General features: G+C 68.8%; 13 protein-coding genes and 2 tRNA genes. 5 read left to right on the forward strand and 10 right to left on the reverse strand.

The features are described from left to right. Positions 1-17 precede the first annotated feature (17 nt). The 4 genes from gltX to EV193_RS14790 all read left to right on the forward strand — a co-directional run bounded on the left by gltX (position 18) and on the right by EV193_RS14790 (position 2,754). A complete protein-coding gene (gene gltX, locus EV193_RS14775) occupies positions 18-1,520 on the forward strand; it encodes a glutamate--tRNA ligase (protein ID WP_130344676.1) in 1,503 nt (500 codons plus the stop codon). A gap of 236 nt (positions 1,521-1,756) precedes the next feature. Next, positions 1,757-2,476, forward strand: coding sequence for an HAD family hydrolase (locus EV193_RS14780; RefSeq protein WP_242613394.1), 720 nt, complete (start codon positions 1,757-1,759; stop codon positions 2,474-2,476). A gap of 99 nt (positions 2,477-2,575) precedes the next feature. Continuing rightward, a tRNA-Gln gene (locus EV193_RS14785) sits at positions 2,576-2,647 on the forward strand. A 34-nt stretch (positions 2,648-2,681) separates the two neighbouring features. Then, positions 2,682-2,754, forward strand: a tRNA-Glu gene (locus EV193_RS14790). A 208-nt stretch (positions 2,755-2,962) separates the two neighbouring features. Here the strand turns inward: EV193_RS14790 and EV193_RS14795 are convergent. Together EV193_RS14795 and EV193_RS14800 are read right to left on the reverse strand one after the other, a co-directional pair. Beyond that, on the reverse strand, positions 2,963-3,691 hold the full coding sequence (locus EV193_RS14795) for a M50 family metallopeptidase (RefSeq protein ID WP_423202168.1): 729 nt from the start codon (positions 3,689-3,691) through the stop codon (positions 2,963-2,965). A 311-nt stretch (positions 3,692-4,002) separates the two neighbouring features. Then, positions 4,003-4,800 (reverse strand): endonuclease I family protein, encoded by a 798-nt coding sequence (locus tag EV193_RS14800; protein ID WP_130344677.1) that lies wholly within the window; start codon positions 4,798-4,800, stop codon positions 4,003-4,005. Positions 4,801-5,033: 233 nt separating this feature from the next. Here EV193_RS14800 and EV193_RS14805 point away from each other — a divergent pair, with 233 nt between their 5' ends. Then, a complete protein-coding gene (locus EV193_RS14805; RefSeq protein ID WP_130344678.1) occupies positions 5,034-6,626 on the forward strand; it encodes a carboxylesterase/lipase family protein in 1,593 nt (530 codons plus the stop codon). A gap of 3 nt (positions 6,627-6,629) precedes the next feature. On the opposite strand, the gene EV193_RS14810 is transcribed toward EV193_RS14805, so the two are convergent. The 8 genes from EV193_RS14810 to EV193_RS14845 all read right to left on the reverse strand — a co-directional run bounded on the left by EV193_RS14810 (position 6,630) and on the right by EV193_RS14845 (position 12,686). Further along, a complete protein-coding gene (locus EV193_RS14810) occupies positions 6,630-7,784 on the reverse strand; it encodes an acyl-CoA dehydrogenase family protein (protein ID WP_130344679.1) in 1,155 nt (384 codons plus the stop codon). Between the two features lie 6 nt (positions 7,785-7,790). Beyond that, a complete protein-coding gene (lexA, locus tag EV193_RS14815; RefSeq protein ID WP_130344680.1) occupies positions 7,791-8,450 on the reverse strand; it encodes a transcriptional repressor LexA in 660 nt (219 codons plus the stop codon). 69 nt (positions 8,451-8,519) lie between these two features. Beyond that, positions 8,520-9,293 carry an ion transporter gene (locus EV193_RS14820; RefSeq protein ID WP_130344681.1) on the reverse strand — a complete coding sequence of 258 codons (774 nt, stop codon included), beginning with the start codon at positions 9,291-9,293 and terminating at the stop codon, positions 8,520-8,522. 45 nt (positions 9,294-9,338) lie between these two features. After that, positions 9,339-10,001 carry a dihydroxyacetone kinase phosphoryl donor subunit DhaM gene (gene dhaM, locus EV193_RS14825; protein WP_130344682.1) on the reverse strand — a complete coding sequence of 221 codons (663 nt, stop codon included), beginning with the start codon at positions 9,999-10,001 and terminating at the stop codon, positions 9,339-9,341. Further along, on the reverse strand, positions 9,998-10,615 hold the full coding sequence (gene dhaL / locus EV193_RS14830) for a dihydroxyacetone kinase subunit DhaL (RefSeq protein ID WP_130344938.1): 618 nt from the start codon (positions 10,613-10,615) through the stop codon (positions 9,998-10,000). Before dhaL ends, dhaM begins: the two co-directional genes overlap by 4 nt. A gap of 2 nt (positions 10,616-10,617) precedes the next feature. After that, on the reverse strand, positions 10,618-11,610 hold the full coding sequence (dhaK, locus tag EV193_RS14835; RefSeq protein WP_130344683.1) for a dihydroxyacetone kinase subunit DhaK: 993 nt from the start codon (positions 11,608-11,610) through the stop codon (positions 10,618-10,620). Positions 11,611-11,736: 126 nt separating this feature from the next. Beyond that, positions 11,737-12,003, reverse strand: a complete 267-nt coding sequence (locus EV193_RS14840; protein WP_130344684.1) for a thioredoxin family protein — start codon at positions 12,001-12,003, stop codon at positions 11,737-11,739. A gap of 287 nt (positions 12,004-12,290) precedes the next feature. Next, the gene (locus EV193_RS14845) at positions 12,291-12,686 is read right to left on the reverse strand and encodes an STAS domain-containing protein (protein WP_130344685.1); all 396 of its coding nucleotides are present in this window, start codon (positions 12,684-12,686) and stop codon (positions 12,291-12,293) included. Positions 12,687-12,743 lie beyond the last annotated feature (57 nt).

Here is a 12,743-nt window from a genome sequence, read left to right on the forward strand (position 1 = left end):
GTTAGGCTGATCGGGTCATGACTACGAACACAGCCGCCGTCCGCGTCCGCTTCTGCCCCTCGCCGACGGGTACCCCACACGTGGGTCTCATTCGCACCGTTCTCTTCAACTGGGCGTTCGCCCGGCACCACAAGGGAAAGCTGGTGTTCCGCATCGAGGACACCGACGCCGCCCGCGACTCCGAGGAGAGCTACGACGCACTCCTCGACGCGCTGCGCTGGCTTCGCCTCGACTGGGACGAGGGGCCCGAGGTCGGCGGACCGGACGAGCCGTACCGGCAGAGCCGGCGCGGCGAGATCTACGCCGATATCGCGCAGCGGCTCCTGGCGGCGGGGGAGTTGTACGAGTCCTTCTCCACGCCGGAGGAGGTCGAGCGGCGCCGCCGCGACGCGGGCCAGGATCCGAAACTCGGGTACGACAACGCCGACCGCGAGTTGACCGAGGCGCGGCGGGCGGAACTGCGCGCCGAGGGGCGCGAGCCGGTGCTGCGGCTGCGCATGCCTGCCGAGGACATCACGTTCACCGACCTCATCCGGGGTGAGATCACGTTCAAGGTCGGCAGCGTGCCGGACCCGGTGCTGATGCGTGCGAACGGCGCGCCGCTGTACACACTGACCAACCCGGTCGACGACGCGCTGATGCGGATCACGCACGTGCTGCGCGGCGAGGACCTGCTCCCGTCCACCCCTCGGCAGATCGCGCTGTACGGCGCGCTGCGGCGAATCGGCGTCACCGATTTCACGCCGGAGTTCGGGCACCTGCCGCTCGTGCGCGGCGAGGGAAACAAGAAGCTGTCCAAGCGCGATCCCGAGTCGAATCTTTTCCTGTATCGGGAGCGCGGATTCCTGCCGGAGGGAATTCTCAACTATCTTGCGCTGCTCGGCTGGGCGATCGCGGACGACCGTGACGTGTTCACGATGGCCGAGATGATCGAGGCGTTCGACATTTCCAAGGTGAGTTCGAACCCCGCGCGGTTCGATCTGAAAAAGGCCGAGGCGCTGAACGCGGAACACCTGCGCGCGCTCGCGCCCGAGGATTTCGTGACCGCCGTGCTGCCCTATCTCGCGGCGGACGGCGTGCTGCCGGCGTCGCCGAGCGAGGAGCAGTTGACCGCGTTGCGCGCGATCGCGCCGCTGGTGCAGGAGCGGTTGGTCGTGTTGTCCGAGGCGAGCAACATGGTGCGATTCCTGTTCGTGGACGACGCGGAATTCGCGCCGGACCCGGAGTCCGCGGCCAAGGTGCTCAAGGCGGACGCCGAGCCGGTGCTCGCGGCATCCGTGGACGCGCTCGGCGCGCTGACCGAGTGGTCGACGCCGGCGATCGAGCAGGCGCTCAAAGAGGCACTCGTGGACGGGCTGGGTCTCAAGCCGCGCAAGGCTTTCGCGCCCGTTCGCGTGGCGGCCACCGGTCGCACGGTGTCACCGCCGCTGTACGAGTCACTGGAACTGCTCGGCCGCGAGCGGTCGATCGGCCGGCTGACGCGCGCGCTCGACTCGGTGCGCATTGCGTCGAACGGGTGACACTCGGAGTCACTTGGTAACGCCTGTCGATCGCATGGCGATAAAGTCTGTTTGGGCTATTTCGGAATTGCGGCCAGCTTAACCGAAACAGTCGGCCCAACATCACCTCGTCGGACGAATCGAAGAGGACTTTAGTCACCTAGCCTCGCGGGATGACTTCTCCGCTTGCCGCAGTCACCACCGGTCGTGCAACGCTGAGAGCCAACGAGCTGGGGGGTTTTCAGGACACTTCGCCCTTGATTCGCGCGGTGTGCCTGGACATCGACGACACGCTCGTCGACTTCGCCACCTCCGCGAGATCCGCCGTGGCCGCGATGATCGGCAGAGACGACATGTGGCCCGCGTGGGAGCGGGTCACCGAGGAGCATGTGGCGCGGGCGATCGCCGGCGAGATCGACTACGACACGATGCGCAGAGCGCGCACGAAAGCGTTCCTCGCCGATTGTGGCGCACTGCTGGACGACGACCTCATCGTGCGGATGGAGGATCGCAGGCTCGCATTCCTGAACCAGACATGGAGAACGTTCGACGACGCGGTCCCGTGTTTGGAATGGCTTCGGTCCGCCGGCTTTCTGATCGGCGCGATCACGAATTCGACGGGCGCGCATCAGCGGGACAAACTCGCGCGGCTCGGAATCGCCGAATACTTCGACACGGTGGTGATCGCGGGCGAGATCGGCTGCGGTAAACCCGATCCGGTGATTTTCGCCACTGCGGCGAAACAGCTCGACGTGCCGCCGGAGCAGATCGTGCACGTCGGTGACCGGCTGGACCTCGACGCCGTGGGCGCGCGGGATGCCGGCATGCACGGGATCTGGCTGGACCGGGCCGCGGGCGCCGAGCCGGGGGAGCGGGCGGTGCACGTGATCACATCGCTCGAAGCGCTGCCGAAGCTGCTGGTCAGCGAGTTCCGCACGCCGCCGACCGTGGTGCCGAGTCAACAGCGCTGTCGATGATCGCGGGGCCGATTTCTCCTGGTCTCAACCCGTGGTCTAGTATCTCTTTCCGGCAGCACGGAACGTGACGGGCGACCGATCACGGAGCGTTGAAGCCCTTGGGGTATGGTGTAATCGGCAGCACGACTGATTCTGGTTCAGTTAGTCTAGGTTCGAGTCCTGGTACCCCAGCGGAGCGGATACTGTAAGGTTCCACTCTGTTCGAGGCCCCGTCGTCTAGCGGCCTAGGACGCCGCCCTCTCAAGGCGGTAGCGCGGGTTCGAATCCCGTCGGGGCTACAGATCGGGAGATCCCTGTCTGCGGAGAACGCAGACGGGGATCTTTCGCATTTATGTCTGGGGCCGAGCCCCAGACCCCACGGTGCGTGTTCTTGCGTGCCAGCGTTGGTTGCTTTGGGGGCGAGATCAACACTGGTGGGTCACCCTGTTTCGCGCGTCCCGCGGGTTTGCGGCCGGCTCCGCCAGCGGCAGGTTGGGCCGGGATCCCTCAGCGGAACAGTGGGAAGGTCGGTTCGAGGAGCCAGGCGCCGCCGACCAGGACGCAGCCGAGCGCCAGGACGGTGAGCAGGAGTATCCAGAGCGCGGCGGGGACGCTGGTCAGTCGGGCGAGTTGGTCGACGTCGGAGTCACGTGCCCGGCCGCGGTGTCGCTTGCGCCCCAGTTCGAAGATCGGCCGTACCGATCCGAGCAACAGCAGCCAGGTGATGGCGTACACGAAGGCCGCGACCACGTCCGGCGTGCCGAGGAAGGCCACGCCCGCGAGGACGGCGGCCACCAGCAGGACCGTGATCACCCCGTAGACGTTGCGCGCCATGACCAGCACGCCGATCACGCCGACCGCGGACACCAGGAGCACCGTCGCGGGCTGGTCGATCGCGATCAGGCCGGCGAAGGCGAGTCCGAGCAGCGCGGGTGCCGGGTATCCCGCGAGCGCGGTGAACGCCGCACCCGGGCCGTCGGGCCTGCCGCGGGAGAACGTCACACCCGAGGTGTCGGAATGCAGCCGGATGCCCAGCAGCCGGCGTCCGACCAGGACCGCGGCCAGCGCGTGCCCGGCCTCGTGCACCAGGGTCAGCACGTGCCGCGCGACTCGCCATGGTTGGCCCGACAGCACGATCACCAGCGCCAGCACACCGGCCGCCAGCGGTACGACCGCGTGCGGCTCCGGCAGCGCCGCGAACGGCCGCTCCCACCACTCGATCTTCGCCAAGCTCACGCCTACAGGTCATCACATCGGTGGACCGACGTCGCAGGGTGCTGTCGCGGTTGCTCAGAAGGCGCTGTTCGGCGTATTGGCTGAAACACTCCGTGAATGGTCGCTCGACCGGGTCGGATAACGCCGCGGCATGGAGACCTGGCAGTACCGCGACGGTCGTCGCGGCGGCGATTGTTCCGAGGGAATGTGAGGCATGCCTGTGTTGAAGGAGGTGGCGCCAAGGCTCCCGGCGTCACCTTCGCCTCACGTTCAGTCGGCCCGCCGGCCGAGTGGCACCCATCCGGCCGGCGGGCCGTACCCCTTCCCTTCGGTCACGGCCAGATGGAGGCGGCCCATTCCGGGTGGTCGATGAACGGGTTCCGGTTGTGTTGGAACTGGTCGAAGATCACCTGGTTGCGCTTCTTCTCGGCCTCGTCCGGCGGGTCCTGCTGGTGCCACTGGCGCAGCATCGACAGACGGCCCATGAACGGCTTGGTGTTGTTGTTGACCTCGTCGTTGAGTTCGAGGTCGGCGAAGCCGTCGGTGCCGGCGTAGCGCACGGCCATGTAGAAGATCATCCTGGCGACGTCGCCCTTGACGGCGTCGCGCGGCTCCCACGAATCGTCGTCGGTGTGGTTGCCGGGCGCTTCGCCGACCTCGGTGCCGCCCTTGTCGAAGTCCTTGTTGCCACGCTCGGCGTTGACCGACACGTCGGTCGCGCGCAGGTGGTGGACGTCGGTGCCGGGCCCGGTCTCGGTGCCGAAGTCGCCGTGCGACTTCGCCCAGACGTGCTCGCGGTTCCAGTCGTCCGGGTCACCGCCGTTGGTGTCCTTGCTCTGCGAGCGACCGGTGTACAGCAACAGCACGTTCGCCGTGTTTCCCGGGTCCTCGTCGGTCACCTTCAGTGCGTCCCACACCTGGTCGTAGGACAGCTTGGTCTGGTTGCTGATGATCGTGTTCAGCGCTGCCTTGAGCTCAGGGCCCTCTTTGCCGATCGCGTCCTGGTAGTAGTCCTCGGCCGCGGTGGCGGTGTTGTTCGTGGCGACGGCCGGCACCTGCACGCCGACGGCGATCGCCGCCGCGCCGACCAGCGCCACGAGTAACCGGCGACGATTCCTGGGTGTTCGCATGGCAGACCCTTCCCATGATTACACAGAGTGATACGCGAACTACCGTAGCGGTTAGGGTTCGCCGTGTTAACCAACCAAGGTGTGAAGATCCACCAAACGACTGTGGGCTGACGGAGATCAACTCATCGGTGGATGTCCGTACCGGTGGCTTGACCGATTCGTGGCGGCGTGGCACCCGCGAGGATCTGACGAGCGATGCGAACGTGCACCCGAGCCACGGAGAGGAACCTGGAATGCGGAACTGGCGACGGCGGGCACTGCCCGCGCTGCTGGCATCGGTCGGCGTGGCAGGCGGTCTGCTGGTCGGCGTCACCGGGTCGGCGGCCCAACCGGACGGCTCGACGGTGCACACGGACGCCGGCGTGGTGCGCGGCGCGGCCGGTGAGCGGGCCACGGTGTTCCGCGGAATCCCTTATGCGGCACCGCCGGTGGGCGAGCTGCGCTGGCAGCCTCCGCGACCGCCGGCGCCGTGGGCCGGTGTCCGGGACGCGACCGTGTCCGGCCCGGTGTGCGCGCAGAAGCCGGGCGAGATTCCGGCCGGCAGCACCAACGAGGACTGTCTGTATCTCGAGGTCACCAGGCCGTCCACGCGCGCGGCCGAGCCGAAGCCGGTCGTCGTGTGGGTGCACGGCGGCGGGTTCTACATGGGCGCGGGCAGCAACTACGACGCACAGCGGATGGCGGCGCGGGGCGACGTCGTCGTGGTGACCCTGAACTACCGACTCGGCGTGTTCGGCTTCTTCGGCCACCCCGACCTGGCCGGCTCCGGCACGTTCGGGCTCGCCGACCAGCAGGCCGCGTTCGCGTGGGTGCGGCGCAACATCGCCGCGTTCGGCGGCGACCCGGACAACGTCACCGTCGCTGGCCAGTCCGCGGGCGGGGTCAGCAACTGCGCGCATCTCACCTCGCCGTCGGCGGCCGGGCTGTTCGACAAGGCCGTGCTGCAGAGCGGATCGTGCGAGCTGAGCTGGCCGGCCAACACCGAGTTCCGCGGCCAGCCGGCCGACGCCATCTACGAGCCGCTGGCCGCATTGCAGGCACAGGGGCGTCGCACGGCGACCGACCTCGGTTGCGCCGACGTCGACTGTCTGCGCGCGCTGCCGGTCGACAAGCTGATGGGCGTGCACCAGAAGTTCATCCAGCCCGCCTACGGCACGCCGATGCTGCCGGTCGATCCGGCCGACGCGGTGCGCGCGGGACTGGTGCACCGGGTGCCGGTGCTGTCGGGCAACACCCGTGACGAGGGCACCCAGGCGACGTCGAGGTACGACAACTTCCAGTACGCGATGAGCCAGCAGACCTTCGACGCGGTGATGGCCACGACCTTCGGCAAGGACGAGGCGGCCGTGCGGGCCGAGTACCCGCGGCAGGCCTACGGTTCGGCAGCGCTGGCCTGGGCGGCGATCACCACCGACCGCAAGTGGGCGTGCACGCAGTTCGCCACGTCCCGGCGGCTGGCCCGGCATGTGCCGGTGCACCAGTACGAGTTCGCCGACCCGCAGCCGCCCGCGCTGTCCCCGCTGCCGCCGACAATGCCGATGGGCGCGCAGCACGCGTCCGAGCTCTGGTCGCTGTTCGACCTCGGCGGCATGCCGGCCGCGTTCACTCCGGAGCAGCGGCGCCTGTCCGAGCAGATGATCGACTACTGGACCGGCTTCGCGGCCACCGGCGATCCCGCGCGTGCCCCCGGTCCGCGTTGGCTCACGTTCAGTCCCGACGCGGAGGTGCCCTACGTGCAGGGACTCGCGCCGGGCAGGGACGGCGTCGGACCGGTCGACCTCGCGGAGCGGCACAAGTGCGGCTTCTGGGCCACACTCGGCCGGTGAACGTCAGATCTGGTTGCGGGCGATGAGCTGTGCGGCGATCACGTTGCGCTGGATCTCGTTGGTGCCCTCGCCGACGATCATGAGCGGAGCGTCGCGGAAGTAGCGCTCGACGTCGTATTCCTTGGAGTAGCCGTAGCCGCCGTGCACGCGGATCGCGTCCAGGGCGACCCGCATGGCCGTCTCGGAGGCGAACAGCTTGGCCATGCCCGCTTCCATGTCGGCGCGCTCGCCCGCGTCGAGCCGTTCGGCGGCGTCGAGGGTGAGCAGCCGCGCCGCACGCAGGGTGGTGGCCATGTCGGCGAGCAGGTTGCCGACGGACTGGTGCTTCCAGATCTGCTTGCCGAACGACTCGCGCTGCTGGGCGTAGCGCACCGCGTCGTTCAGCGCCGCCTGTCCGACGCCGACCGCCCGTGCGGCGACCTGGACGCGGCCGACCTCGAGCCCGCGCATCATCTGCGCCCAGCCCTGGTTCGGAGTCCCGCCGAGTACCGCGTTGTCCGGGACGACGCGCCCGTTGAACAGGATTTCGCACGCCTCGATCCCGCGATAGCCGAGCTTGGGCAGCTTCGCGGAGACGGTCAGCCCGTCACCCGGCTCGACGAGGAGCACGCTCATGCCGCGGTGTGCGGGTTCGGCGTCGCGGTCGGTGACGCACAGCAGGCCGATCAGCCCGGAGTGCGCGGCGTTGGAGATCCACGTCTTCGAGCCGGTGATCGACCACCCGTCGTCCGTGCGGCCGGCCACCGTGCGCATGGCCTGCAGGTCGCTGCCGCCGCCCGGTTCGGTGAGTGCCATCGTCGCGCGGATCGACCCGTCGGCCATCGCGGGCAGGTAGCGCTCGCGTTGCTCGGACGTGCCGAACGTGGTGATCAGGTAGGTGATCACCGAGTGGCCGCCGATCGCGCCGGCCAGGCTCATCCAGCCGCAGGCCAGTTCCTCGGTGACCCTGGCGAAGCACGCCATGCTGACGTCCACGCCGCCGTACTCGACGGGCGCCAGCAGTCCGAAGAAGCCGAGCCGTTTCATCTCGTCGACGAACTCGGCAGGGTAGACGTCGTCCTCCTCGAATTCGCGCACTCGCGGGCGCACCCGCTCGTCCACGAATTCCGAGACCAGAGCGACCATCCGCTCCTCGTCGTCGGTCAGCCTCGTGGTCATCGCGGGTCAGAAGCTGCGCAGTACCGAGACGACGGTCCCCAGGATCACGGCGTGGTCGCCGTCGATGACCTCGTAGTCGGGGTTTCGGGGCTCGAGAAAAACGTGGCCGTTGCGGCGGCGGTACACCTTCACGGTCGCCTCGTCGTCGATCATCGCGGCGACGATCTGGCCCGAGTGTGCCTCGGACTGCTGTCGCACCACGACGATGTCGCCGTCGCAGATCGCGGCGTCGATCATCGAGTCGCCCCGCACCCGCAGGCCGAAGACGGTGCCGCGCCCGGTGATGCCGCGGGGGAGTGTGAGCATGTCGTCGACGTGCTCGTGGGCCGAGATGGGAGTTCCCGCGGCGATATCGCCGACGACGGGCACGCTGACCGAATCCTCGGCGGGCCGATGCGTCGACGGTTCCTGGAGGAACAGGCGCACGTCGATCGGCCGTGACACCGAGGAACTACGCCGCAGGAAGCCCTTGTCCTCCAGGCTCGCCAGGTGTTTCGACACCGAGGACGACGACCGCAGGCCGACCGCCTGACCGATTTCCCGGGTGCTCGGCGAATACCCGTACCTGACCACCCAGTCCCGGATCGCGACCAGGATTCGCTGCTGACGTGGTGGCAGGGTCGAGGTGTCCAGGTGCTCGAACACGTCAAGATCATGGGCGGTCATCCGCGAAATAGTAGAGGCAGACCCGGCCTCCACCATCGGGCGACCTCGGGTCATTCGCCGAACGATGCGCTAGCTGCCGCGTTCGTCCCGCAGTGCGGCCACTTCTTCGCGCAGTGCGCGGATCTCGGCGACCAGTCTTTCCTCGAACAGGTCGGTTCGCTCCTCCGCTTCGTGAAAGGCGACCTGTTCCATGGCGTTGACCATCACCGCGATCAGGATGTTGAGCGCGCCGAGCGTGAACACCACGATGTAGATCACGAAGAAGATCCACGCGACCGGCGCCCTGTCCATGACCGCCTTCGCGACATCCGGCCATCCCTCACCGGTCATCGCCTGGAAAAGGGTCATCAACGAGGTGCCGAGGTCATCGAAATACTGCGGTGCGATCCCGCCGAACAGGTTCGTCGCGATGACACCCGCGACAAAGATGATCAGCGGAATGGCGAACCCGATCCCGATCAGATAGGGGATCGCGGCGAGGAGCCCGGCGACGATCCGACGCAGAGACGGAAACATCGAAACGAGCCGGAGGACCCGGAATATCCGCAAGAATCGCAGGGCCAGCAGGGCGAGTCCACCAGGGACGAACGCCGCGGCGACCGCCACGATGTCGAGACCCGCCCACGGATCGCGGAAATACCGCCACCCGTAGGCCCAGAAACGGAGAAGGATCTCGACCACGAAGATCCCGATACCGATCCGGATCAACACCAGGAGGAAGTCCGAATCCGCGGCGGGCTTCCGCAGCGCGAGTGCGGCCGTGACCACCACGATGACGTAGAAAAAGAACTGCTGCGTGCGGCGGTGCTCGACGACCGCACGAACTCTCTCGCGTGCTCCCACCTCGCTGATCTTGGCACGGTTGAGCAGCTGTGGGGCCTGCGCTGCTCAGTCGCCGAAGTTGTCGGCCGCGAGTTCCTGGAAGGTGCGCACGGCGTCGGCGGCGCGCGGCCCGGTGGCGGTGACGCGTATCCGGTCACCGCCGCGCGCGCCGAGGCCCATGAGGGCGAGCACGCTGCGCCCGTCGGCCGTGGCGGTGCCGAAGTGCACGGTCACGGTGGCGTCGATCTCGGTCATGGCCCGCGCCACGGTGGCGGCGGGGCGCGCGTGCAGGCCGATCTCGTTGGTGAGGGTGACCACGGCTTCCTCGGATTCTCCGGTGGTCGGGGCGGGTTCGTCAGGTGGGCCGGCGGCGTTCTCGGCGGCATGGGCCACCGCGGCCGGATCCGCGCCGCCCTCGGCAGCAACCGCCGCGGCGACCGCGCCCTCGACCAGAGGACCGTCCGCGAGCCGCGCGTTGTCGGCCGCTTCGACCGCCATCTCGGCGATCATGCGGGCGCTGCCCAGGTCGTACAGCACGACCACCCCGGCGCCGCCGTCCGCGTTCTCGATGGCGGCCGTCACGGCGTCGAAGTCGGTGCCGATCCCGCCGTCCGCGGTGCCGCCCGCCGCGACGGCCGTGACGTTCGGCGCCATCTGCGCGGCCACCTCGACCACGCCGTCCGCGAGCCGCGCGCTGTGCGACACCACGACCAGCCCGACGCGGCTCATCGTGCGGCGGCTTCCGCGAAGGCCCGCAGCAGCAACGCGGTCGAGCGGGCGCCCGGGTCCATATGGCCGGCACTGCGCTCACCGAGGTAGGAGGCGCGGCCCTTGCGGGCGACCAGCGGCACGGTCGCGTCCGCGCCGGCCTGTGCGGCCTCGGCCGCCGCGGTCAGCACCTCGGTGATCGACTCGCCGGTCGCCGCCTGCACCGCCGGGGTCAGCGCGTCGACCATGGTCTTGTCGCCCGGCTCGGCCTTGCCGCGCGCGACGACTCCGCCCAGCGCGGCGGTCAGCGCCTCGGCCACGTCCGCGGCCGTCAGCTCGGCGCGATCCTTCACCGCGGTCGAGGCGCGCAGGAAAGCCGTGCCGTACAACGGTCCCGCCGCGCCGCCGACCTTGGAGATCAGCGTCGTGGCGACCAGTTTCAGCACCGCGCTCGGATCGTCCACTGTGGACTGTCCCAGCGCGGCGAGCACGGCCTTGAACCCCCGGTCGAGGTTCTCGCCGTGGTCGCCGTCGCCGATGGCGCGGTCCAGTTGGATCAGCTCGACGCGGTGCTCGGCGACCGTCGCGGCGGCCGCGCGGATCGCGGTGACCAGGTCGGCGGCGGTGCAGCCCACGGTCACAGCCCCCACCGCAGCGCGACCGTGCGCACCGGGGCGTCCCACAGATCGCGCAGCTCGTCGTCGAGCTTCAACAGGGTGAGGCTCATGCCCTGCATCTCCAGGCTGGTGACATACGGGCCGACCAGTCGCCGCTCGACGGTGATCCCGCGCTCAGCCAGCAGGCGCTCGGCGATGCCGTGGGCCAGGTACAGCTCCAGCAGCGGCGTGGCGCCCATCGAGTTGGTGAACAGCAGGACCCGGTCGCCGTCGGTGAACGGCAGGTCGGACAGGATCGGCTCCAGCAGGCGGGCCACGATGCCGTCGGCGTTCTCCATGGGCACGCGGGCGCGGCCGGGCTCGCCGTGGATGCCGATGCCGACTTCCATCTCCTCCTCCGGCAGGTCGAAGCTGGGCTCGCCCACGTGCGGGACGGTCGGCGCGGTGAGCGCCAGGCCCATCGAGCGGACGTTGGCCACCACGCGGGAGGCGATCGCGTGCACCGCGTCCAGGTCGTCGCCGCGCTCGGCCGCCGCGCCGGCGATCTTCTCCAGCAGGACCGTGCCGCCGACGCCACGCCGGCCCGCCGTGTACAGCGAGTCCTTCACGGCCACGTCGTCGTCGATCACGATCGTGCGGACCTCGGTGTCCACCAGTTCGCCGGCGGTCTCGAAGTTGAGCACGTCTCCGGTGTAGTTCTTGACCACGAGCAGCGCGCCGGCGCCGCCGTCGGTCCGCTCCACCGCGGCCTGCACCTGGTCGGGCGTCGGCGAGGTGAACACGGCGCCGGGGCACGCGGCGTCGAGCATGCCGAGGCCGACGAGCCCGCCGTGCATGGGTTCGTGCCCGGATCCGCCGCCGGAGATGATCGCGACCTTGCCCTGGACCGGCGCGTCGGCCCGCACGATGACGGCCGGATCATGGACGACGGTCAGCAGATCGGGATGGGCCGCCTCGACGCCACGCAACGCGTCGGCGACGACGGTGGACGGATCGTTGATGATCTTCTTCACTGGCATCACCGCTCTGACCTGCGATCGCGCTGTTGGGTGGTCTCGCAGGATCCCATGATCGAGGCGGCGTGGCCAGCATGGCGAGACGGGTCGGCCACATCGAATGACATGGCCGACCCGATCGCGTCAGCCCTTGGCGATCTGATCCTTGATGTACTGCTCCAACGCGGCGGCGTCACCGTCGAAACCGATCCGCCGGCTGTCCGGAATCTCGGCCTTGTCACGCAGCGGCATCAGGGTCGGGCAGTACTCGACCTGGTGCTTGTCCTTGATGCCCGGCGATTCGTCGACATCGACCTCGGCGAGAATCCATTTGCCGGCGTCAGCGCCTTCCTTCGCCAGCTTTTCGATGACCGGCTTCAATTTCTGGCACGGTCCGCATCGCCGAGGCAGACGAACTCGTCACCTCGGCGGACGCCGGCGCCGCGGCGCGCCGAACACGACGCCCGCCGTGAGGGCGATCACGCCCGCGGCAAGGCCGATCTTGCGCATTCCGCCTCTCCAATCAATGATCCGGAATTGCCGCGACGATCATGATCGGTTGCCGGAGATTTCCGGCAATGCCGGATGTACATGTCGCGGCGTTATTCACCCAGGTCGCGAGCGTGTCGCCGGCGAATTTCTCATCCGTTCGTATTGCGCACCGGCGACCAAAGTAGGCGGCCGATCGTGTCGGACGATCAGCGATCGGGTGTGGCCGGGTCGGCGAGGTCGAGTCCGGTGACGGCGTCCGCGCGAGTCGGATAGACCGCGATGTCCTGATCGAGGCCCATCAGCTGCAGCGGGCGGAGCGTGGCCGGGCCGGCCGCGACGACGCCGAACCGGGTCGTCGTGCCGGCGCGCTCGTGCAGGCGGACCAGGAGTTTCAGGCCGGCCGAGGACAGGAACGTGACCTCGCTCAGGTCGACCACCATGGCCGGGGGAGAGTCCTCGAGCGCGCGGTGCGCCGCCACCTCGAGCCGGCCGACGGTCACCATGTCGACCTCTCCGGTCGCCGACAGAATCGCCGCCTGGCCGAGAGGCTCGACGGCGACTTCGAGGGTGGTAGGTCCCTGATCGTCAGGTGTCACGGCCATGTCGCCCATCCTGTCGGTCGAAGTGCCCGTCGGCAATGTGGCGGGCTAGGCTGAGCC

The sequence above is a fragment of the Herbihabitans rhizosphaerae genome, from assembly GCF_004216555.1.
GTDB classification, from domain to species: Bacteria; Actinomycetota; Actinomycetes; order Mycobacteriales; family Pseudonocardiaceae; genus Herbihabitans; species Herbihabitans rhizosphaerae.